Origin of the sequence: Teredinibacter haidensis (genome assembly GCF_014211975.1) — a bacterium.
GTDB lineage: Bacteria > Pseudomonadota > Gammaproteobacteria > Pseudomonadales > Cellvibrionaceae > Teredinibacter > Teredinibacter haidensis.
On record NZ_CP060084.1, the window covers coordinates 4,700,639 to 4,724,593 of the forward strand.

16 protein-coding genes are annotated in these 23,955 nt (G+C 48.0%); 9 read left to right on the plus strand and 7 right to left on the minus strand.

The window, feature by feature from the left end; all coding sequences use genetic code 11:
* The first annotated feature begins 102 nt into the window (after positions 1 to 102).
* From H5715_RS19155 to H5715_RS19165, 3 genes are read left to right on the plus strand one after another with little or no spacing between them, the layout of a single operon-like run.
* Positions 103 to 2,145, plus strand: a complete 2,043-nt coding sequence (locus H5715_RS19155) for a ribonucleoside triphosphate reductase (RefSeq protein WP_075185020.1) — start codon at positions 103 to 105, stop codon at positions 2,143 to 2,145.
* A complete protein-coding gene (gene nrdD / locus H5715_RS20450) occupies positions 2,135 to 2,302 on the plus strand; it encodes an anaerobic ribonucleoside-triphosphate reductase (protein ID WP_075185019.1) in 168 nt (55 codons plus the stop codon). Before H5715_RS19155 ends, nrdD begins: the two co-directional genes overlap by 11 nt.
* Complete coding sequence (locus tag H5715_RS19165; RefSeq protein ID WP_075185018.1) at positions 2,289 to 2,891, plus strand: anaerobic ribonucleoside-triphosphate reductase activating protein; 603 nt, start codon at positions 2,289 to 2,291, stop codon at positions 2,889 to 2,891. Before nrdD ends, H5715_RS19165 begins: the two co-directional genes overlap by 14 nt.
* On the opposite strand, the gene H5715_RS19170 is transcribed toward H5715_RS19165, so the two are convergent.
* Positions 2,854 to 3,762 carry a LysR family transcriptional regulator gene (locus H5715_RS19170; RefSeq protein ID WP_075185017.1) on the minus strand — a complete coding sequence of 303 codons (909 nt, stop codon included), beginning with the start codon at positions 3,760 to 3,762 and terminating at the stop codon, positions 2,854 to 2,856. The genes H5715_RS19165 and H5715_RS19170 overlap by 38 nt on opposite strands.
* Before the next feature lie 111 nt (positions 3,763 to 3,873).
* On the opposite strand from H5715_RS19170, the gene metE reads away from it, so the two are divergent.
* The 4 genes from metE (at position 3,874) to H5715_RS19190 (ending at position 10,753) form a co-directional block, all read left to right on the plus strand.
* Positions 3,874 to 6,180: a 5-methyltetrahydropteroyltriglutamate--homocysteine S-methyltransferase gene (metE, locus tag H5715_RS19175; protein ID WP_075185016.1), complete on the plus strand. Its 2,307-nt coding sequence runs from the start codon at positions 3,874 to 3,876 to the stop codon at positions 6,178 to 6,180.
* A 451-nt stretch (positions 6,181 to 6,631) separates the two neighbouring features.
* Positions 6,632 to 7,336: a hypothetical protein gene (locus H5715_RS19180; protein ID WP_075185015.1), complete on the plus strand. Its 705-nt coding sequence runs from the start codon at positions 6,632 to 6,634 to the stop codon at positions 7,334 to 7,336.
* Between the two features lie 108 nt (positions 7,337 to 7,444).
* Entirely contained in the window at positions 7,445 to 7,960 is a 516-nt protein-coding gene (locus H5715_RS19185; protein WP_075185014.1) for a hypothetical protein, read from the plus strand.
* A gap of 609 nt (positions 7,961 to 8,569) precedes the next feature.
* Positions 8,570 to 10,753, plus strand: a complete 2,184-nt coding sequence (locus H5715_RS19190) for a carbohydrate-binding domain-containing protein (RefSeq protein ID WP_185906571.1) — start codon at positions 8,570 to 8,572, stop codon at positions 10,751 to 10,753.
* A gap of 279 nt (positions 10,754 to 11,032) precedes the next feature.
* Here H5715_RS19190 and H5715_RS19195 read toward each other — a convergent pair whose 3' ends face one another.
* The gene (locus H5715_RS19195; protein ID WP_075185012.1) at positions 11,033 to 11,794 is read right to left on the minus strand and encodes an SDR family NAD(P)-dependent oxidoreductase; all 762 of its coding nucleotides are present in this window, start codon (positions 11,792 to 11,794) and stop codon (positions 11,033 to 11,035) included.
* 142 nt (positions 11,795 to 11,936) lie between these two features.
* Between H5715_RS19195 and H5715_RS19200 the strand changes: the two genes are divergently transcribed.
* Positions 11,937 to 12,833, plus strand: coding sequence for a LysR family transcriptional regulator (locus tag H5715_RS19200; RefSeq protein WP_075185011.1), 897 nt, complete (start codon positions 11,937 to 11,939; stop codon positions 12,831 to 12,833).
* A 42-nt stretch (positions 12,834 to 12,875) separates the two neighbouring features.
* Here the strand turns inward: H5715_RS19200 and H5715_RS19205 are convergent, their stop codons facing one another.
* The 5 genes from H5715_RS19205 to H5715_RS19225 all read right to left on the minus strand — a co-directional run bounded on the left by H5715_RS19205 (position 12,876) and on the right by H5715_RS19225 (position 20,323).
* Complete coding sequence (locus tag H5715_RS19205; RefSeq protein WP_075185010.1) at positions 12,876 to 14,936, minus strand: metallophosphoesterase family protein; 2,061 nt, start codon at positions 14,934 to 14,936, stop codon at positions 12,876 to 12,878.
* Between the two features lie 74 nt (positions 14,937 to 15,010).
* Entirely contained in the window at positions 15,011 to 18,169 is a 3,159-nt protein-coding gene (locus H5715_RS19210; protein WP_246434617.1) for a TonB-dependent receptor, read from the minus strand.
* 98 nt (positions 18,170 to 18,267) lie between these two features.
* Positions 18,268 to 19,341 carry a FecR family protein gene (locus H5715_RS19215; RefSeq protein ID WP_075185009.1) on the minus strand — a complete coding sequence of 358 codons (1,074 nt, stop codon included), beginning with the start codon at positions 19,339 to 19,341 and terminating at the stop codon, positions 18,268 to 18,270.
* The gene (locus H5715_RS19220) at positions 19,338 to 19,964 is read right to left on the minus strand and encodes an RNA polymerase sigma factor (RefSeq protein ID WP_075185008.1); all 627 of its coding nucleotides are present in this window, start codon (positions 19,962 to 19,964) and stop codon (positions 19,338 to 19,340) included. Before H5715_RS19220 ends, H5715_RS19215 begins: the two co-directional genes overlap by 4 nt.
* 161 nt (positions 19,965 to 20,125) lie before the next feature.
* Positions 20,126 to 20,323, minus strand: coding sequence for a hypothetical protein (locus H5715_RS19225; RefSeq protein ID WP_175574245.1), 198 nt, complete (start codon positions 20,321 to 20,323; stop codon positions 20,126 to 20,128).
* 702 nt (positions 20,324 to 21,025) lie between these two features.
* On the opposite strand from H5715_RS19225, the gene H5715_RS19230 reads away from it, so the two are divergent.
* Positions 21,026 to 23,845: an endo-1,4-beta-xylanase gene (locus tag H5715_RS19230; RefSeq protein ID WP_246434619.1), complete on the plus strand. Its 2,820-nt coding sequence runs from the start codon at positions 21,026 to 21,028 to the stop codon at positions 23,843 to 23,845.
* The last annotated feature ends 110 nt before the right edge of the window (positions 23,846 to 23,955 follow it).

Here is a 23,955-nt window from a genome sequence, read left to right on the forward strand (position 1 = left end):
GGTCTCGCGCTAGGACCAGCAGGGTGGTCGACGCTGTTGACCTTACCTTCCCCGCCGTTCACTAAGTTTCCGCGCGACCCCCCACAGATATCGGGGAGTCTTATGTCTAGTAACGTGGCGTCAGCCAATTCATTGTTTTCTCAAATGCCAGAAGCCGTGCGTAAACGCGACGGCAGTCGCGCTGTTTTTGAGCGCGACAAAATCGAGCAGGCCATCGCTAAAGCTGGGCTTGCGACGAATGAGTTGGACGGAGCAGAAGCCAGTCTAATGACGTCGCAGGTACTGAAAGTTATCGGTCATTTGCAAGTACGTGAAGTGGATATAGAGCGCGTACAAGACATTGTCGAACAGGCCTTGATCAGTGCCAATCACTTAAAAACAGCGCGGGCGTTTATTGTCTATCGCGAACAGCATCAGCGCTTGCGAAAGGATAAGCAAACCTTGGTGGATGTGTCCTCAGCTGTTAACGAATATCTCGATAGGCTCGATTGGCGGGTTGCTGCGAATGCCAATCAGGGGTATTCGCTGGGCGGATTGATCCTTAACACCTCTGGAAAAATTATCGCCAACTACTGGCTTAATCATGTGTATCCGCCCCAAATAGGCGAGGCTCACCGCAAGGGCGACTTGCATATTCACGATTTGGATATGCTCAGCGGTTATTGCGCGGGCTGGTCACTGCGCACGCTGTTACACGAGGGCTTGAACGGTGTGCCCGGTCAGGTAGAGGCAGCGCCACCGCAACATATGTCGAGCGCCGTGGGCCAGATCGTGAATTTTCTGGGAACCCTGCAGAACGAATGGGCCGGTGCCCAGGCCTTCAGTTCTTTCGATACCTATATGGCGCCATTTGTGCGCAAAGATCAGTTGAGTTATACCGAAGTTCGCCAGCACATTCAGGAGTTGGTTTACAACCTGAATGTGCCCTCGCGCTGGGGTACGCAAACCCCTTTTACCAACCTTACGTTCGATTGGGTGTGCCCGGACGATCTTAAACAGCAGAACCCTGTTATCGGCACCGAGACCATGCCATTTTGCTACGGCGAGCTGCAGTGTGAAATGGATATGATCAACCGCGCGTATATCGAGGTTATGTCCGAGGGCGACGCCAATGGCCGCGTGTTTACCTTCCCTATCCCCACGTACAACATCACTCGTGAATTTCCCTGGCACTCAGAGAATGCCGAGCGCCTGTTTGCCATGACAGCCAAATACGGCCTGCCGTATTTCCAAAATTTTCTCAATTCCGAGCTGGAGCCCAATATGGTTCGCTCCATGTGCTGCCGGCTGCAGCTGGATTTAAGGGAGCTGTTAAAGCGGGGTAATGGCCTCTTTGGCTCTGCCGAGCAAACGGGCTCTCTGGGTGTGGTAACTATCAATTGCGCGCGCCTGGGTTACCTGCACAAAGGTAATGAGGCTGGGTTGATAGAGGCCTTGGATCGGTTGCTGGACCTGGGGCGGGACAGCCTAGAGCTTAAGCGCAAAGTGATACAGCGGCATATCGACGCGGGCTTATTTCCTTATACCAAGCGTTATTTGGGCTCGCTGCGCAACCATTTCTCCACCCTGGGTATAAATGGTGTCAATGAGATGATTCGCAATTTTTCCGAAGATCAATGGCATATTGCCACTCCCGACGGCAAAGCACTGGCGCTGCGGCTGCTCGACCATGTGCGTTTGCGTATGACACAGTTTCAGGAAGAAACCGGGCATCTATACAACCTGGAAGCGACACCGGCGGAAGGCACGACCTATCGTTTTGCGCGGGAAGATAAAAAGCGCTTTAAGGATATCCTGCAGGCAGGTACGGAGGATAGTCCGTACTACACCAATTCCTCCCAGTTACCGGTGGATTTCACCCAGGATCCCTTCGACGCGCTGGAGCGTCAGCAGGAATTGCAAAGTAAGTACACGGGTGGAACGGTTTTACATCTCTATCTGGGCGAGCCTCTGGCAAGCGCAGATGCCTGTCGCCGGCTTGTTAAGCGCGCGCTCAGCAATTTTCGCCTGCCTTACATCACGGTAACACCAACGTTTTCCATTTGTCCCAAGCACGGCTATTTAGCTGGTGAGCATGAATACTGCCCGCGCTGTGATCAGGACATTCTGCAACAAAAATCGAAGGAGATTAGCGATGAACAATAAAGTCGAGTTAAAACCAGAAGAGCGTGTGCGCTGCGAAGTCTGGACCCGAGTAATGGGCTACCATCGCCCTGTGTCAGCCTGGAATGCGGGCAAGCAGGCGGAGCATCAGCAGCGTCGTTTTTTTACCGTAGATAAAAAGCCGCATGCCGAGAGCTAAGACACTGCAGGTGGGTGGTTTTCAGCCCTTAACCAGTATTGATTATCCCGGTGAGCTGGCGGCCATCGTGTTCGCCCAGGGTTGCCCGTGGCGCTGCGTTTATTGCCACAACCAAGGGCTGCAGCCCACCGGTGGTGGTACTAGAATTTGCTGGCAGCAAGTGATGGATTTTCTCGCCCGCCGTCGCGGATTATTGGATGCCGTGGTTTTTTCCGGGGGAGAGCCAACGGCGCAGGTCAGTCTGTGGGCGGCTATTGAAGAAGTTAAAGCTCTAGGGTTTAAAGTCGGCTTGCACAGCGCGGGGATCTACCCGCGTCGGCTTAAAACCTTGTTGCCATTAATCGACTGGATTGGTTTGGATGTGAAAGCTCCGGTCGATCATTACCCGCTTATTACCGGTGTTAACGACAGTGGTAACGCAGCCTGGCAGAGTGCTCGATGGGTTCTGGATAGCGGTATCGACTACCAGTTTCGGATTACAGTCGATAACCAGTGGATAAGCTCTGAACAGTTGGCGGCCACTCAGCAGCGTCTGGCGCAGATGGGGAGCGTTAATACGGTTGTTCAGTCGGGCCTGCCTGTGGTCTGAGTGCCAGCTCGATAAACGCGCGTAAATAGTCGGTTTGATCAGCGTCGTCACGCGTGCCCAGGTGAATCTGTTTTTGTATGCCTTTGTGTCCCAGGCGCACCGCTTTTACCGCAAAAGTTTCCGCCAGCTCGGTTACGAGCCATTGTGGCAGTGTGGCGACGCCGCGACCGGCTTCTACCATCTGCAGCATAATCTCAGTGGTTTCGACCGTTTTGTGTTGTCGTGGTCGACAGTTGGCAGGCAACAGAAATTGGTTGTAAATGTCTAGCCGTTCCGTGGAAACGGGGTAGCTAAAAAGTTGGTGATGATTCAGATCTTTCGGCATTACATAAGCTTTTGATGCCAGCGGGTGCTGAAGGCCTACGACCAATACTTGTTCGTAGTCGAACACCGGTGTAAAGCGAACGCCTTTTCTGTGCAGTGGGTCGGGCGTTACCAGTATGTCGATTTCGCGGTTAAATAGAGCTGCCATACCGCCAAACTGGAAGCGCTGTTTTACGTCCACATCGACCTGAGGCCACTCCTGAAGATAGGGTTGTAACAGCCGTAGCAGCCATTGATAGCAGGGGTGGCACTCCATACCTATTCGTAGCGAGCCCTTTTTCCCCGAGGCAATTTGCTGCATTACCTCGTCGAGGTTGCGCATTTGGGGGAGCAGGCGCTTCGCCTCCGCAAGTAGATAGTCACCGGCCTGCGTGAACTTTAGTCCGCGCCCATCTTTATGCCATAGGCGTGTGCCCAGCTGGTGTTCAAGCTTCTTAATCGTATGTGTGAGCGCGGACTGGGTAAGGCACAAAGTTTTGGCTGCAGCGGTAAGGGAGCCTTGTTTTTCAAGTTCGCACAAGATACGCAGGTGGTGACGTTCAATCATATCATCTATGAATAAAATTAATGGAATTGCAAAATAATACCATTATTCCTCATGGTTTACGCTCGTTAGACTGCTCGGCAATTCTTGATCAATACAAACGAGTGAGACGTTATGGTTACCACACACAACCTTGGGTTCCCGCGCATAGGCGGTAACCGGGAACTTAAATTTGCATTGGAATCGTTATGGCAGGGGAAAACCCACGCTGCCAATTTGCAAGCCACCGCTGAACAATTACGCGCGCGACACTGGGCTTATCAAAAGAGCTGTGACTACCGGCCCGTGGGCGATTTTTCCCTCTACGACCACGTACTGGATACCAGCTTTTTGCTCGGTAATATTCCCGAGCGGGCGGGTTCTGGCGATACCCTGCAGCAGTATTTTCGGGTGGCGAGAGGTCGGGCGCACAACACAGATGATTGTGGCTGTACGCGGGCGGGGGAGATGACAAAATGGTTTGACACCAACTACCATTACATCGTCCCGGAATTTGATGCCCAGACTCAATTTGCACTGAATCCCGAACGCCTGTTGGGAGAGTTAAGTGAAGCCAGGCAGCAGGGGGGCAAGGTCAAACCCGTACTGCTCGGGCCGGTGACCTACCTCTGGCTGGGCAAAGCTCGTGATGGCAGTAATAAACTCGATTTGTTGGAATCGCTGCTGGAAATCTATAGCCAATTATTACAGCGCCTAGAGGACGCTGGTGTGGAGTGGGTTCAGTTGGATGAACCCATATTGGCGACTGATCTGTCGCCCGAGTGGAAACAGGCGCTGGAGCGCAGCTGTCACCGATTTAAAACACAAAAAATTAATTTGCTGTTAAGCACCTATTTCGGTGCGCTGGAAGATAACCTGCAATTGGCCTGCACACTGCCGGTTGCGGGGCTACATATCGATGCCATCAATAACCCAAAAGAAGTGACGAGAGTTGTCGACTGGTTGCCTGCGCATAAAGTGTTATCGCTGGGCGTTATCGACGGTCGCAATATTTGGAAGACGGATTTAAATGCAGCACTGGAATGGTTGCAGCCTCTGGCCGACAAGCGGGGTGATGGGCTCTGGCTGGCGCCTTCCTGCTCGCTTTTACATGTGCCAGTGGATCTGACTAATGAAAGTGCGCTGGATCCTGAAATTAAAAGCTGGCTGTCTTTCGCGGTACAAAAACTGGAAGAGCTGGCCGTGCTGGCCAAAGCCTTAAACCATGGTTGTGAATCGGTCGCACAAGCGTTGGAGGACAATAAAGCGGCCATACTGGGACGACGGTCATCAACACGCGTGCACAATGCCTCTGTTCAGGCGGCTATGGGCCAGATAAACGCCGAGTTCGGACAGCGCCGAAGCCCTTTCCCCACGCGCGCCGCCCTCCAGCGGCAGGCTTTAAACTTGCCGGAATTTCCGACGACGACAATAGGCTCCTTTCCACAAACAGACGAAATCCGCAGCTTGCGCAGACGCTATAAACTTGGTGAATTGCAGCAAATGGAATACGAGCGGCTAATAAAACAGGAAATAGAGCGGGCCGTAAGTGTGCAGGAAGAGCTGGGTTTGGATGTGCTGGTTCACGGCGAAGCCGAGCGCAACGATATGGTCGAATACTTCGGCGAACAGCTGCAGGGTTATGCCTTCAGTGAAAAAGGCTGGGTTCAATCTTACGGCTCACGCTGTGTGAAACCGCCCATTTTATACGGCGATATCTCTCGCCCAAGTGGCATGACGCTGCAATGGATTCAATACGCGCAATCGCTAACGCAAAAACCACTTAAAGGAATGCTAACAGGCCCGGTCACCATGCTTAATTGGTCGTTCGTACGTGATGATCAGAAAAGGAGTAGAACGGCCCTGCAACTGGCGCTGGCGATACGAGAAGAAGTGCAGCAGTTGGAAGCGGCGGGTATTCAGATAATTCAAATCGATGAAGCCGCCCTGCGGGAAGGTCTACCCCTGCGCCGCACTGAATGGCAGGGATATCTGGATTGGGCAGTTGAAGCGTATCGCATTAGTGCAAACGGCGTAAGCGATAGTACGCAAATCCATACCCATATGTGTTACTCAGAGTTTAACGACATTATTGCAGCGGTTGCGCAGATGGACGCGGACGTAATTACGATCGAAAGCTCTCGTTCTGATATGGAATTGCTAAACGCGTTTGAAAAATTCAGTTATCCCAACGATATCGGTCCAGGCGTATACGATATTCATTCTCCAAATATTCCAACGGTCGAACAAATTGTTGAGAATATGCGCCGGGCGGCACAACGAATTCCCGCCGAGCGTTTGTGGGTAAACCCCGACTGTGGTTTGAAAACACGAAAGTGGGACGAAGTGTTATCTGCACTCAGCAATATGGTTTCTGCGGCAAGAGCGCTGCGTGACGTTTCTGAGCCAGCAGAGACGAATACATTGATGGCTAATGGTTAAGTTATACCCTGACATTGGAAAATAGCGCCCAAAAACTCGTGGGCCGAATTGTTAAAGGAGCTCGCGTAGATTAGGCCTGGGCGAGTTCCTTTTTTGTGCTTGGTATATATTTCCAGCTTATATATGGAAAACCTTCTTTGTGACAGAAATGAAAGATTTGATGCCAAATGATTTTTTGAAGCATAAGTTAGTATGCTTTGAATTTGGTTTTTTGGGATTGTATGTTGATATTAAACAGGATAATCTCAGTGGCTTGCGACGTTAACATGATAACTAATTGAGATTTTCGTTGATTCTGTTAAATCTTTATAGCTCATCGCTATGGATTTTGTTTTGTGTAATCTCGTAGTGAAAGGTACGACTTTTGTTTTTTTCGTGCGGACAATTATTTTGTAATAATGTCATGCATTGACTTGGGTAGAATAACAATAATTTCTGGAGGGTCATAGGGATGCAGCGGCATCAATATTTGATTCTTTTATTATCCGTAATACTTTCATTTTTTCTTGGCCATCGGTTTCAGAATGTAGGGCAGGGTAATGTTGCCGAGGTTCACCGAAGTGAGCGTCCTGGCGAGCTACCACTTAACGATTGTCAGCCACAAGCGCCGCTCCTTTCTAAATCCATCACAAAAAACAATGTCTTACTCCCGCGTGAAGAACTGTTGCCAAAAGAGATGGTCGAGCGCGGTGAATATTCCACCCGAAAAAAATTCGAAGAGATTGCTATAGCTGAGGCTGAGCTGCTTAAAAGTGAGCAGCGAACGAGCGAGTTTCAGATCTGGGTTAGTAGCCAAATTGCGCGCGATAGCAAGTTTAATATCGAGCATGAAATGAATCGGAAATTTAGTGCGGAAGAAAAAGATGCATCCTGGTCTATTGAAGCTGAAGACGAAATTTCCAGTATGTTTTACAACGAAGAAGCACTTGGAGAATTTGCCTTGCAGGGCGTTGAGTGTCGGTCAACTCAGTGTCGGGTGGACGTTGCAATTTCCGATCTTCGTCAGGCAAATGCCATTATTGAAGTGCTGTCGAATAGTTTCTCCAAGACTGGCGACTATCGCGAGCTGGTTGCCGCGCCGAATCACATCGTCGGAAGTTCAGCCATTTTCGTTTCTCGCGACGCCGGAGGTCTGTCTATTAACTCTGAGTTTTAACTGACACGGAGGTTGGTGTCCGCCAATCAAGTGATGGTGAGCTTGGTAATATTGCTATAAAAAAAGGGAAAATTTTATAGCGAAAAATAATAGTTCTAGGAGAATTATATGAAGAATAAAACGTTATCTTTTTTTCTGCTGCTCGCAGTATCGATGTTGATGGGGAACTCGGCTCTGGCAAATGAACATAGCGTTACGGATTGTAGTTGGGTAACCACCCAACAAAACCAAACGTATTACTGGATAACGGTATCTCAGGCGTATCAATGTACGCTGGTAGAAAGTGGGAATGCCGTGACGCCGTTAACGCGTACTATTAAACAGCAAAAACGGCCGATAGGTTCAACGCCTCCCGGCGCTCCAACATGCTCTATAGTGGATCATGGCGTGTACTCACACACCGGCACCTGTTTTAGCCCAACACTTATCACTCCAGCCATTACTCCCCCTTCCGAGCCTTGCGGTGACAATGCTGGGCATTTTTGGGGGTCTTTACCCACCATTATTACGTCAACCATTACAAATCAAATAAGTCAGTATTGTGGTGGTTGTGGGTTTAATATTCGCCCGCTTTACAGTAATAGTGATGGAACCACTGCGCTGGGTGCCTGGTGTAATAATTAATGAGTTTGATGGCGCTATAAACGCAGCGAAATTTCTAAATAGGTCTAAGTGTTGTTGAAATATCACGAGTTGATATTTAGGTGGGGTTGTCTCTGAAGGCGCGTTGTAAAGTTTTGGTGGTAAATACATCGATCTTTCAGCCATATCTTGTCAATAAGAACTTCTAGTATGAAACAACGTCCGGGCTTGTTCAGATATATTATAAAAAGAGTCGTTATCAAAGTGCCGCAGTTGCGGCGCTTTTTTAATTGAATTTTAAGTGGTAGTTTGTTCTGTGAGAGTTCGATTGATCATACCAATAGTGATTGCCCTGGCTATAAGCATGTCGCGCTATCGTCTGTAATTCGTTCAGATTTCCATTTTGTGTTTTCGGTGGTCTTGAATTCTCGCTAGTTTCGAGAAGTGAAACGCCTGCACTTCACTTCGTTCCAAATATCGACTACGGTCGGTAATATTCCATAAGAATTAATCAGTTGTCACAAAAAGCTTCGAGTTACTTTTGACGTATCTCGGCGTCTTAGGCTTTTAAAACCCTTCGCTATGCAGTCTTCGCATAATATCGCTTTTGCGAAAGTTCGCTATCCATTAAAACAGACGGAGATGTTGATTATGAATAAAACGTGCGAGATATTCTTTAAACGAATTTTACGGTTAGGTATTTCGGGTGTGGCGGCTATCTGTTTTTTTTCTTCAGTCAGTGTGTCTTCGCAAGAAAATAATAACACTATTGATGTTCGTATGCGTGGAGGTGCTGGAGAAGAAATAGCCTTCCTAAAGGTGGGGTCGAGCGTTGTTGGATCCTGGGAGGTGACTAATGATTATCAAACCTATTCTGCAGCTACGACCTTATCTGGAGAAATACGAGTTGAATTTAGCAACGACGCTGACGGTCGAGATTTACAGGTTGATTACATTGTCGTGAATAATGATGTGCGTCAGGCTGAAAACCAGCAAGAAAATACCGGCGCCTGGGATGAGAGTTGTGGTGGTGGATCCTACTCGGAAATGCTTCATTGTAATGGCTATATAGCATTTGGAAGTGTTGGCGGTAGCCGTTCCATCTCGTCATCTAGTTCCAGTAGTATTGCGTGCGAGGAAGTGTGCCAGTGGTATCAAGACTCTCCGCGACCGCTGTGTGAATATTTGGACAACGGTTGGGGGTGGGAAAACCAGCAAAGTTGTATTGGTAGAATTACCTGTGAAAATCAGTACGGTGGCAGTGGCGTTATATCGACGTGCGACTCAGATGAAGACGACAGGCATCTTTGCGATCAGATGAGCGGGCGGACCTACTACTCCAACGGTCTATTTGAAATGGGGCGCTCGGAAACAGGAATCGTGCAGGGACACCGCCAGTTACGTTTCAATAACGGTGAGTTGTCGATTTACCAATCCGACTACGTTATTCCCGGTAGCTACCGCTGTGAAAACAAAACGGTACTGCTTAGCTACGGAGCGGTAGCTGATCAACTGCTTGATATAAATTGGGATTTAAGCACCTTGTTTTTTAATGCCAACGGTGGTGAAGCGATTGGCTATACCTATCCCGGTGACGTTAATACCACGGATGCTTGCGAGTTGGTCGCAGGAGCTTACTACGAGGTGGATACTTCCTCGCTTGAGGTAGAAACAATCCCCGAGGAAGAAAATTATACTATCGCGTTTACGGGATATTCACGGGTGAATATCGATATGAGAGGGGCCGTCTACCCCGATGCCTATTACGATTGTACCTTAGGTTACCTACACCTGCACCGAAGCACTGATGACGAAAATCCGATGGTTGTTGACGTCGGTGAGAACGGCGATGTTCTATTTGTTGCCATTGGCGATTCGACAACCTGGAGATTTAACAAGGTTGATCCTGTGGTATGTCCTGCGGTTTATGAGCCGGTGTGCGCGATAGAGCCCCATGACATAGCGTGCGAACTGGATGACTGTCCGGTTGGTGTTTACAAAACCTATGGCAATCGTTGTGAATCAGATAGCGTTAACGCGTTGTTGCCAAAAGATGGCGAGTGCGGTGAAGAGGAAGGTGGTTATGCTTGGGATGATGGCGGCATCTGCACGATGGAATATGCGCCCGTATGTGCGGTGGATACATGGGTGCAGCCCTGCACTGAAATGCCCTGTCCAGTTGAAACGCTTCGTACATACAGTAACTCGTGTTTTGCCAATGTAACTCACAACACTTTCGTGATCTCGCATGAGACCTGTGGTGACAGGAGTGGCGAGCGTTTTACTGATTTGACAGACATTGCTCAGATAGCTTGTGCGACGGATTATTACCCTGTTTGTGGCAAAGATGAGGCGGATATCATGTGTGTTACGGAACCTTGCCCAACCCATGAATATAAAACCTTCAGCCAGAAGTGTGCAGCGTTTTATGCTGCGGCTGATTTAACCTGGGACGATGGTGTGTGTGGGAATCTTGAAGGAACGTTAGCGAGCAGTGAGCCACCGGTTAGGCTTGTCGATGTTTTAGCGGTATCGGATAAAGCTGTGGAAATCGAGCAAGCGACTATCGAAAACGACGTCTTGCTCGTTGCTCTGAATTACTCCGGGTGTAACGAGCAACATTTTGAGTTGCAAATTTCGAGGGCATTTGCCGAAAGTAATCCCGTGCAGGCGCGCTATGTATTTAAGCCGCTATTGGAAGATAACGATTGCGATAACATCCAGTCGACAAAATTCAAGTACGATTTATTGCCGCTAAAGGCGACCTATCGAGCAGCCTATGGTAATAACAGCGGCGTGATTGTCTTGCCGGGATTGGGGGAATACGGTTTTTAGGTCGAGCCGACAAGAGAGGCTCTTAGAGCCTCTCAGGGGAGTGAGATTATTGGCACCTTAAATGGGTTTTGGTTGTTCTGTTGTTGAATTGTCGTGGCTTCCGATATGTTGGTAATTGATATACGGAAAAATTCTGGCGGGGCGTTATGCGATTCGATGTTTTGCGTTGAAAGGTGTGTTGTTTGGATAAGGCGCGCAAGCCAAACGCGGTTTGTTGTGTGGACTAAAGCCGTTGTCGAGGGAAGAAGATCCCGTCGACAACGGACATGTGTTGCTTGTTTAGAGAAACATTCCGCCGGAGGCTTCGATACGCTGACCGGTTATCCAGCCATTTTGGTCGGACAATAATGATGCGATGGCACCACCGATATCGTCCGGTAGGCCAACCCTACCAAGAGCGGTTTGTGAAGCGAGATGTTGATTCATTTCGGCGTTGTCGCGCACCACCCCGCCGCTGAAATCTGTTTCAATCGCTCCGGGTGCGAATGCGTTTACCCGTATGCCGCGCGATCCCAGCTCTTTCGCCAGATACCTGCTCAGAATTTCAATGGCACCTTTAAATGATGCATAGGCGGAGTGTCCCGGAACGCTAAATCGGGTAAGTCCGCTGGAGATATTAATAATTCTTCCGCCATCGGCCATTAAGGGTAGCAGTGTTTGAGTTAGGAAAAAGACTCCTTTGAAATGCTCGTTTAAAAGTTGGTCGAAGTCGGCTTCGGTTGTTTCCATAAAAGGTTTGTGAACACCTCTACCCGCATTGTTCACCAAAAAATCAAAGCGACTGCACTGCCATTCGTCCTTCAGATGGCTTGCGATCTTCTCCGCGAATGTGCCGAACTGTGGGATTTGCCCAACATCCAGTTGCAGGCATACGGCTTTTCTGCCCAAACTCTGGATATTGCTAACGACTTCACGCGCCTCCGATTCGTTGGTGCGATAGGTCAGTATAATATCCACACCTGACCGCGCCAAAGCCATTGCTGTGTTTTTCCCGAGACCGCGACTACCGCCGGTTATCAAAGCTAGTTTGCCATTGCTCATGTTCAGTTCTCCTATGCATGTAGAGCCCGTTGATCTAGGGGGATAAAGGGCCGATGTGCTTAGGTTATTGGTTTCAAATATAAAGATAAACAGCCACAAATAACATAAACTGTTCATATTGTCAGAACAATAGGGTGGGTGTATGGACAAATACGAAGCCATGACGATATTTACTCGTGCGGCTGAGCTGTTAAGTTTCAGTAACACCGCGCAGGATCTGGCCATTCCTAAAGCCAAGGTATCCAATGCGATTCAACAGCTAGAGGCCAGCCTCGGTACGCGCCTATTTCATCGCACCACTCGTCGTGTGCAGTTGACGCAAGACGGTTCAGCCTACTACGAGGGCTGTCTGCTGGTGATGGAAGAGCTGGCGGCGCTGGAGTCGCAACTGCAAAACACAAGCAGTATTTCCGGCAGGCTGCGCGTTGATATGAATCTCGGCATGGCGAAAAATCTGGTAATTCCTCATTTGCCAGAATTTTTGGAAAAATACCCGAATATTTCTCTGGAAGTGAGTTGCGTTGATTACCCGGTGGATCTTGTTCGGGAAGGTATTGATTGTGTGCTTAGGGTGGGAGCATTGGCTGATTCGACTTTGATCGCAAAGCCACTGGGTAATCTGCATATTATCAACTGTGTTAGTGCCGCCTATCTCGAACAGTTTGGCGAACCAGAAACACTGGCGGATCTCGCCAGCCATAAGTTGATTGATTACGTCACTTCACTTGGAGCAAAGTCTAATGGCTGGGAATATTGGGATGGCAAACGGTACCGCAGTTTAGCGATGCAATATAGAGTTCGGGTAAACAGTGTTGAAGCATATACTTATGCCTGCCTGGCCGGCTTAGGTATTGTGCAGGTACCCGAGGTAGGAGTAAGACGATATTTAGAGGAGGGGAGCCTGGTTGAGATCCTCACTTCCTTTAGCGCAGAGCCAATGCCTGTCTCGCTTATCTATCCCAACCGAAAAAATGTATCGAAAAAAGTTCAGGTATTTATGGCGTGGGTTACAGCACTTATGGGCGATTATCTTCGATAACCTTTAGGGGTCAAATGGCGTGCGTCGGGAGCTCCTCAGTTATTATTTACCGTTAGGTTTCAGTGCTTGAATAAGACCTTTTTCTGTATCTAAAAGAAAATGATTGTCGGGAGCACCGGTTTCGAATCCGTCGAGGATGGTTAGTACTTGGCTCAATTGCTGGCGTAGTTTGCTAATGTGCGGCAGTTCTTCGGCCGTGAAATTTTCAGAGTTGGTATTGTCATTGTATATTTGGTTGAGTAAGCGATACTCAGCCAAACGTTTCGGAGCAATATCTTGCAAGGCTAGGCTCCCTGCATTGCGCAGGCGATAGAAGTCGACGCCAATATCCATGCCTGTCCAGTCACCGAAATTATGTAAAGAGCGGCCAGCCTTTTCCGCATTTTTCTGAGCGCGCTCGCTTGCCTGATGCCATTCGGGCGATGTTAAAATCGACTCCCAGGCGATATCGCCATTGTCGGCAAAGGCTTCCGGTGTTCCCCTCCATTGAGATAAAACCAAAAGTTGTTTTCCGGTTAGTTCGAAAACGCTGTTTCGTAGGTGTTGAGGCCACTCGTTTGGAATAAATCGTTGTCGGGTCAGCTCGCGAATGTGCCAGTCCGTAAACTCACGGTAGGTTTTTGAGTCGAGAATGGCGTGGTTCCACAATCTGTCAGGGTCTGTCCGCTGCAGTGTTTTATACTCCGCCTCATAGTGCTCGAATAATTCATCGAAACGGGGTACTTCTTCGATCTGGATGGTTTCAACTTCTATCTGGTGATTATTCCTCAGTGTTATTAATTTATAGGCAGGACGGTAGGCAGCGATGCTGGGCGCCTGAATATTGAATAGCGTTTTCCCTGCGGGTGTGCGAATAACGCTGGTGTCATTCATATGCATATGGCCACCGATGTGAACCTTAATCCCCATGTTTGCCAACAGCTGACCTGTCTTGTCTTCTGGCTTGCGGCGCAATTGATGTGTGTGTTTGCCAAAAGTATTCGCCATGGTGCTTGACTGGTCGTCGTAAAATTCCGCCATTGGAAAGTGGCTGAAGGCAATCAGCACTTTGTTTTGAGACGATGCTCGCTGCACGACATCGCCTATCCAGTTCATTACATGGGTTTTGTGAGTAAACATTTTGTTGTAACCGGCGTTTCCAGAACTTTCAAATTGTTTATCCTCGTTCGGAATGTAAACATTGGCATCGATGGCCAGTAGCCAAAGCCCTGGGACGGGTTCCACCAGATAGCTGCTGTCGGGTACCTGTGTACAATCGGTAAAACCCTTTTGTTTGAATTTTCCACCACTGCCCTGCTTGCAAATTTCGTATTGCCGAAGAGACAGTTTCGATCGCGCCAACGCGTGTTTATATTGATAAGGCTTTACCTTGTTGTCGCTATAAGGTGTTTCCCAGTAGCGGTAGTCAGCTTGCGGATAGAAACCATACGGAGCTAAAAAGTGCATAACATCGTGGTAACCCGAATGCTGAACCATTTCGTTACAAATGGTATTCAGCGTATGACGGGTTTTTATTCGCGCCACACTACCCCGATATTCGTTGCATTCGGCCATGCCGCGACTAAAAATTCTCTGTTCGTAACCGGCTACCCCGAGAAAATCGGTTTCACCTCCGGGCGAATTAACCGGCCTGACGGGATCATGGTTTCCCGTTGTCGCAAAAAACGTAATACCGTACTGCTGACGATAAGATTCAAGGATCTTAGCGAGTCCACGCAAGTGAATGGGCTGCCCATCGTCGCTAAAGTCTCCCGGAAGGACGACGTAAGTGATACCGCGTGCGGCGACATCGTCCAACGCAGCCAGCAGCGCAAAATAATTTTCATTGAATAGTCGGGTCGAGTTCAGTTCAGCAGATAGGCTGCGGATTGTTGCGTATCTTCCACTCTTGCTATTTAACAAACCTCTAAAAGCGCCTTCGGGAAAATTCGCATAAATATCGTGAAAATGAACGTCGGGCATAAACGCGATACGCAGGCCATTTAATGGTGAACTTTTGTCCGCGTTCGCGGTGGTGAGGCTTACCCAAGAGACTAGCCCGGTAAGAATAAGGTAAGAGATTAGCCGAACGATTGTTGTTTTCAGTTTAAATAGAAAGTGCATGATTAAACGGAGACATCCTGACAGGGACGGAGAAAAGAGCAGGCGTCACGATTGACTAAACCTGCCCCAAAAACTTAGAAATTGGCTCTTACACCCAGGGAGTACCGGCTGCCCGAGACTTCATACATGGTCGGGAATGAAGGGTCCATGGTGTAACCTTGAGTCGCTTCATCGGTAATGTTAATGCCTTCCAGTGACACTTTTACAGTGTCCGTAATTTGGTAGCCAATGGATATATCCATTTGACCGTAAGCATCGCGATATACGGGGTACATATCACGCTCGATACGATCGACATATTTGTCCTTGTAGTTATAGGACAGACGGGCATCGAACACATCGTTCTCGTAGTAAAATGTCATGTTGTACGTGTTTTCTGCGAGGCCTTCCGGTGGTGTGGAAATCCCCAGGTCCGATTCTCCCGTTAGCGAATTATCGAGCATGGTGTAGTTGGCATTAACGCCGAAGCCATCAAGCCGATCGCTAAACATGTTTAAAGGGAACATGGCGACTAACTCTATTCCGGAAACATCATAAGAACCATCGACATTAACTTTTTGATAGACTTCAAAGTCGTATACGCCATCGAGAGTGCCGTTGTCATTATACTTTGTGACATCTGGAACTATATCTGTCAGTGTTTCACGCACAACGCCCTCGATTTTTTTCTCGAAGTAAGATGCAGCCAAAATACCCCCACTTTCCAGATAGTATTCGAGCCCGAGCTCCCATTGGTCCGCGTAGGTGGGTTTTAGATCGGGGTTACCATCACGGTATTTAAATTCATTAACACTGACGCTACGCTTATAGGCTATATCACTCAGTGCTGGTCGAATTAATGTTTTCGATGCGGCGGCGCGCACTAGCATTTCGGGTTGAATAGCGAGACTCATATTAAGGCTTGGCAATAGATCGCTGTAGCTGCCCTTCTTTGACACAGGCTCCGAAGTGTAGCCTGTTGATCCGTCGGAGTTTTGTACCTGGTGATAGCCGAAAGACAATACCGAGCTATCGACAAAGCGGGCACCGGCATTGATGGTTGCTGGCATATCGGCAATATCGAATTCAAAATCTGTCATCGCGTAGAGGCTGAGCACTTCTTCATCAACGCGGTAATACTGGTCTGCTTCGTAATCGACATGAAAGCCGTCGTAACGGAATTCCTTGCGTGCGTAGGCGTTAGACACCTGGGCCCAGGAGGGACTGTAGGGCAGCTCCGGCAAATAGTTTCCACCGGGCACTAGATCTGAAATCTGTGTCAGTTCACTATCTCGAAGTGTACGTACTCCCGACCAACTGTTGTCCCCTTCGCTAGGGCCCTTGACTTGATGGGTTCCCTGATCGCGTTCCTTGGATTTATCGGTATAGCGTATGCCAAACTGCACATCGGCGAGCGCTGGGAGAAATGACAAATTCAGGTCACGGCGAAAATCCAGTTGCGCCGCATATTTGTCATCACTAATTTCCTCGAGACGCACTTCGTAAAAATCGAAAAGATACGCTTCCGGTGATTGGTACATGTCGATAGTATTAGGGTTATCACTGAATATTGTCTCGCCCCCCTTGCCGGTGTAGCGTGTTCGCGAAGGCGCATAGGCGGTGTGCTTTAAGTTGGTAATGTCGGCCAACTTTTCGGCACCGGAATATCCCAGTAAGCCGCTGATATCCCAAGCCGTAACATGCCAATCCATTGTTACGCTGTACTGTTGGTAATCTGTTTTGTTCACGCGTTCTTTGCTTAGGAATTCGTGCTGGGTCAGTGCATAGGATACATCGTTCAGAACTGTAATTCCGTGCTCGGAAAGTGTGGAGCCGTCATAGCCGTGAATGACTTCCAAGGTGCTGGGGCTGGAAGCAGAATAGGCTGCCGCGTCGTATTCGTCTTCGGTCGTATCATAGCCACCGAGCATCGCATCAAAACTTAATACAAACTCATTGCTCGGTTTGTATTGCAGTGATGTTGTTGCTCCCCATTTGTCCTGGTCATTCAGGTAAGCGCGATCACCTACTTTGTCGATAAATACCACTCGGCTGGTTTCGTCACTGTCAAATCTATCGTTAATGACAATGCCGGTATCTCGTTCGAGTACGTCTGCGGCCTGATCTGATTGCGCCTGTTTGGAATCGGATCCAGATTTTTCCAGCCAGCGTGAAAGTGGACGAAAGTTAATGCCCGAATTGGAATCTGTGCGATTGGTTCGTTTTGAGCTGGAAAACGATACAAGGCCACCCCAGTCACCAAATGTTTCGCTGGCAAGAAATGCAAAATTGGGATCGATTTCTTCAGAGGTTGAATTATATGCGCCTTCGGCGGAGACGATAAATTTACCTTGGTCGTAATCGAAGGGGCGCGCTGTAGAAATAAGCACCGACCCGGCAATACCTCCCTCTTCGTCGGCGGCGGAGGGGGATTTTTGAACGGTAACACTTTGAATGATTTCGGATGCGAAAATATCGAACTCAATGTCACGGCCCCCGCTACCCGACGCCGTTGCAACGCCATTTATCGAAACGTGCGTAAATTCGGTAGGCAGGCTACGAACATTAACTTTGGTTCCCAGCCCCTTGTTGCGTTCGATTGTCACGCCAGGCATACGCTGTAATGCCTCGGCCAAATTTTGTTCGGGAAAGTCAGCGATATCAGAGGCAACTACTGAATCTGAAAAACCGATATTATTGCGCTTTAGGTCTACCGCCTGCTTGAGGCTTTCGCCATAACTTCCTGTTACAACAACCTCTTCAATCAGGTTTTCCTCAGATACACCATCAGCGTAAACTGCGGCGGAATTGCCCATTATCGCTGTAATCATAGCAATAAGACGTGATAGCTTCTTTTTCTTGATATTCACTTCGTGATCCTCATTCGGCGGTCTTTTTTCAACCGCGATTGTCAGAATCCGACTACTGCTAAAGACAGGTTTCAATCCAGTTCCATTGAGCAATATGGCAATCGCTTCATCGATTGAATAATCGCCTTTGAGTCTATTGGCATAAATTCCGCTGACTCGATTAACCGGAAATAAAACCTGCAATTCAGCTTGTTGAGCAAAGTGATTTAGGCTTTGCGTAGCCGGTTGCTTGTCGATATCGAAGTGATAAAAAGTTTGTCTGCTTTCCGAAGCGCGGACGGCAGACAATGGATACAGTACCAGCATTAACAGTAGCCATTTGCTTAATACACCGGCGATATCACGATTAGTTTCTTTAAAAAAACGAGGTTTAACCGCCGTCAAAAAAACATATCGTCGGATAAGACAACTGAGGATGAATAATCTGCCAGTTAAATTTTTATGAACTTTGTGTGTGAGAATAAGAAGGTACATCGTCGACTTTACTGAGCGCTACTGTTGTCATTTTTTGTTAATAAAACCGTGTTATTGTTTGTGGTTGTGACATTAATATTAAAACCGATTTTCAGTAGATCGAGCATCGCTTGAGTTTCCCCTGCTTTGAAATATCCGCCAACTTGCAGGTTGGCCAGCTCTGGGTCTTGAATTAGAATCTTTAAATCGGTATAGCGCGAAATTTCGTGAACAACCTCATCGAGAGGCGTATCGACAAACGACAACATACCCTTCTGCCAGGATAATTCGCGCTCGATTTCTTCATCCTCTACCTCGATGATATTGTTCACGACTGAATCGTCGAAGCGTAATTTTTGACCGGCGATAACCGCCACTATATTTTTCTTCACGTTGATTTTTTTAGGAGGATGCGAAGAATCTTTAACGTCTTCGATTTTTGTTTTTGAATTGGCGACCTTTACTTTACCTTCTGTAACCACCAGGTCGGTTACACCTTTGCTATATTTTACATTAAACGCTGTCCCCACTGCGGTAATTGAACCTTTGCCAACATAAACGATAAAGGGGCGTTCGGTGTTTTTGGTTACATTAAAGTGAGCTTCTCCCTCTAGCAGATAAATTGCTCGCTCCTTGTTTGAGTAAGCAACGTCGACTTTAGATGCGGTATTGAGGTTTATACTTGAGCCGTCGGCGAGTTGAAACGTTTGGATTTCGCCGACCATAGTTTCAATTTGAGCGATAATATTCTCGGCTCCGATTTTAGTATCCGTATCGGAAGGAATAAAAGCGAAAATTAGCGCGGCAACGAAGATAGATGCTGCGATGGCAGAAGGAAGCAGTTTTGATACGGATATAGATAGGCGATTGGATGGCGGGGGTTTATGAAGCTTGCTGCCCGTATGTGCCTTGAGAAGATCAAGCTTACCCCATAGGCGTGCCAATGCAATAAATTCGCGCTTATGGCTTCGATTTATTGAGATCCATTCCGCTAGCTCGCGACGCTCTGCACCGTTCAATTCACGCTGATCGATTTTTATAATCCACTCCGCAGCATCCTGCTGTATAGCGCTCTTGCTTTTAAATTTCTTTACCTGATTCATTTTTTTATTTTAGTGTCGTACGAATGTCGTGGATTTTGAAGGTGGGTGTGTCGAACAGGTGGTTGCTCTGCTATGTCGAGATGGCCGAGTTTCTGCAACTCATTTTTGCACTCGATCAAACCCTTGGCTAAGTGCTTGTCTACAGTGCTTACCGTAATGTTGAGTTTTGTGGCTATTTCCCCGTTCGAAAGGCCATCAATTTTCTTGAGTTTGAACACGCGCTGGCACTGCGGTGGCAGTCGATCGACAATCTCACAAAAATGTTCAAAACGCTGCTCTTGTTCGACTAGTTCGTCAAGGCTTATGCTGCTGTTTATGTGATCGAGGTCTGCATCCTCGATCTGATCCGTTAGCCGATGACTTGCCCGCGAGCGTTTATTTAGAGATAAGTTACGAGCAACTTTGTACATAAAGGCCTTTGGAGACTCGATGTCTTCGGTGTTTCCTCGTTCGGCGATTTTTACAAAAACATCCTGCAGAATATCGTCAGCATCTTGATCGCTACAGAAATAGGAGGCCACATAGTGGTGAATGCTCTTAAAGTTCGCAAGAAAAACACCAGTGAGAGAGCCTGGATTTTCTTCCTCCTGAAGGGAAATATCTTCCTTCTCTAAATACTGCATGAGGGGAACTCCAAAGCAGGGGCTTACGTTTATTAATAATATGAATTCGAGCAATGGCTGAATTGGCGTGAGCGTTCTGCTGAGACAACAAACTTTGTAAGGGTACTGACTTATAGTTGCAATAATATGACGGAAGCTTGCTCGTATACCGAAAAATGGGTTTACGGTCTGAAAAAGCTATTTCCCGGCTCTGGAATTGGAATCATGCTCTCCATAGACGCTCGATACTCCACTTTCTCCAACTTGTGCTGCTTAACAATATGGGTGTATTGGTTTGGTCGGGAATCATAATGATTTGAATTATGACAGTGACGTGTTGGAAAGTTTTGTTCATCAATAGTAGGGCTATTTCTAGTCATTTTCCTCCTCTTCATTAGTGAGCAGTTTAGAAAAGTGATAATTCAGTTCTAATGCCTACGGCTTAAGACGGTATGGTGGCTCTACATAAAATCTTGCTACGTGCGGCCTGTTTCTTCTTTTGTGAGCCTGTGGTCTGGTCAATAATGAGCTGGGATTGACGTTGCTGATGGGGTTTTTTATGACTCTCTCGGTAAACCACTAAAATGCGCAGGTTATTTATAGGCGGGATGAAATAGATTAATTCCTAATTGGATGCTTTTGACGAAATATTGAGTTGAATTGATGCCAAGTTAATCGATTACATGCAAATATTTTAAGGCTTGCTACTTTTGTCTAATTTCAATTTCCTGTTCTTTATCCTATAGTCATATGGTCAAAAAGACAATAAGAATAAAAATAATTGGGAAGTCTTTGTGTCCTACGCTTGCAGTCGCATGGATGTGTTGCTACCTCGTACTTACCCATATTTATCGCTATTACTTTAGGGGAAATTTTGGTGTTGCCGGATTATGAAAATGTAATCCTGTAGCGATTATTTGGTCTGGTTTCCAGTGAAATCATTTTTGGCCAGTCGGTGTGCCGCTCGGTTTTAACTGCACCGATAAATAAAATCCCTAGCACGACATTTCTTTTGTGCGCTCACCTGCGCCCGATTTGGAATGGTTTTAATAACGCATAACTCACTTCATGGGAAATTTAAAATGAAACGTCTATTACACGCAGCGTTCTCGAACGTTGTACTCTCAATGTTGTATTCAGTAACCGCCAAGGTGGCATCGCCTTTTCGGCGCGTAAATAAATTGATTGGCTTGCTAGCGCTCGTTCTTTCATCCGCGTCGGTTTTTGCCGCCCCCGATCCCAACTTCCATATTTACCTTATGTTTGGCCAATCCAATATGGAAGGTCAGGGGCAAATATCTGATCAGGATCGTCAGGTCCCAGCTGGTCTTATGGCGATGCAAGCCGATAACAATTGCACCGTTGGTGGTGCCAGTTACGGTGAATGGCGAACAGCCACTCCACCTTTAATTCGCTGTTATGACGTTGCTCATAATTGGAATAGCGGTGGCCTTGGCCCAGGAGACTACTTTGGTCGCACCATGCTTGAAAACAGCGGGGCCGGAGTGCAGGTCGGCCTGGTCGGGGCAGCTTATCAAGGTCAAAGCATTGATTTCTTTATGAAGGATTGCGCATCCAGAGGCACTTGTAGCCCATCCGGTGCGAACGGTTCAGTTCCCCTTGGGCAAGGCGGTTATGCTTGGCTCCTCGATCTGGCGCAAAAGGCTCAGCAAGATGGCGTGATTAAAGGCATTATCTTCCATCAGGGGGAAAGCGATACCGGTGACACCAGCTGGCCTGGCAAGGTCAACGATGTTGTGACCAACCTGCGCAACGATCTAGGATTAAACGCGAACGACGTCCCCTTTATTGCTGGCGAAATGGTCCCAGGTGCTTGCTGCACCAGCCACGACACCCAAGTGCATCGTATTTCTGATGTTGTCACTAATGGTCATTGGGTTTCTGCTGCAGGCTTAGGTTCGCGCGATCAGTACCACTTTAACGCCGCTGGCTATCGTGAAATTGGGCAACGCTACGGGCAAAAAATGCTGGAGCTAATCGATGTTTCCGGAGGTTCCAGCTCTTCTAGCTCAAGCAGTTCTTCCAGTAGCAGCTCTTCATCCAGTTCCAGCAGCTCTTCCAGCTCTAGTATTGGCCAGTGTGAAGAAATGTGTAAGTGGTATCAGGACGATCCTCGCCCACTGTGCGAGAATCAGGATAGCGGTTGGGGTTGGGAAAACAACCTGAGCTGTATAGGCCGCACAACCTGCGAAAGCCAGTCTGGTGATGGTGGCGTCATTTCCACTTGTAGCACATCGTCCTCTTCCAGTAGTTCATCTTCGAGCAGCAGTTCAAGTTCTAGTTCTTCCAGTTCTAGCTCTTCAAGCTCCAGTTCTTCAAGTTCTAGCTCCTCTAGCTCAAGCTCTTCCAGTTCCAGCTCGTCCAACAGCAGTGTTTGTGAGACGGTTTGTAATTGGTACGGCACGAACTACGCCGTCTGTCAGAATCAGACCAGTGGTTGGGGTTGGGAAAGCAGTCAGAGCTGTATTGGTACCAGTACCTGTAATAGCCAGAGTGGTGATGGTGGTGTCGTGAGCAGTTGTTCATCGTCCTCCTCCAGCAGTTCTTCTAGTAGTTCTTCTAGCAGTAGCTCCTCCAGCTCTAGTTCAAGCTCTAGCTCCAGCAGTGGTAATAATGCCATTACCGTTCGTATGAGCGGCGTTATTGGCGATGAGAGTGTTAGTTTGGAAATTGGTGGCTCTACCATCCAAACCTGGACGCTGAGCACCAGCATGATGGACTACAGTGTGAACACCAATGCCACAGGTGAGCTTCGCGTTGCGTTTACCAACGATTCCGGTGACCGTGATGTGCAAGTGGATTACGTGACGGTAAATGGCACAACCTATCAAGCGGAAGATCAGCAAGATAATACCGGCGCCTACGATGGCAACTGTGGAGGTGGTTCTTATTCAGAGATGCTTCACTGCGATGGTTCCATCGGTTTTGGTAACCCCTTCGGTGGTTCATCCTCGTCAAGCTCCAGCAGCTCTTCTAGTTCATCTAGCTCGTCGTCGAGCTCTAGCAGCTCTTCAACAGGTAACCCCAACTTCCCGCCATTTTTCGTAGGTAATATCACTACCAGTGGCAGTGTGAGATCCGATTTCACCCAATACTGGGATCAAATCACGCCCGAAAATGAAGGTAAGTGGGGCTCAGTAGAAGGTTCGCGTGACCAGTACAATTGGGGTCCTTTAGATGCCATCTACGATTATGCCCGCGCTAACGGCATACCCGTAAAAGCCCACACCATGGTGTGGGGAAGCCAGCAGCCTGGTTGGATCGGTGGGCTAAGCGCTTCCGAGCAAGCCGCTGAAATTGAAGAGTGGATTAGTGATTACTGTGCGCGCTATCCAGACACTCAAATGATGGACGTAGTCAACGAAGCAATCTCGTCTCATGCTCCGGCCAATTACGCACAAAATGCGTTTGGTAATGATTGGATTCTTAAGTCATTCCAGTTGGCTCGTCAGTACTGCCCGAACACCGTGTTAATTTACAACGACTACAACTTCATGACGTGGGACACCGACACCATCATGAATTTGATCCGCCCAGCAGTTGAAGCTGGTGTGGTTGATGCGCTCGGTCTGCAAGCCCACAGCTTGTATGATCCCAGAGAGTGGACGGCAACAGAGATTCAAGACAAACTCGACTTGATTTCTACTCTCGGCGTGCCGCTTTATATTTCCGAATATGACATCGAAGCCACCAACGACCAGACTCAGCTACAGTACCTGCAAACACATTTCCCCCTGTTTTATGAGCATCCAAATGTTTACGGTATTACCTTCTGGGGCTATGTTGTTGGCTCAACGTGGCGTGATGGCACAGGCTTAATCCAAAGCAATGGCCAGCACCGTCCCGCGATGGATTGGTTAATGAATTATTTAGGCCGATAAATAAAACTAATATCAGTAAAAATATATTCTGCAGGCCAGTCAAAGCGTGACAGAAAAAGGGGGCAAAACCCCCACGTAAGGCAGAGTTAAATAGATATAAGCATGGCGGC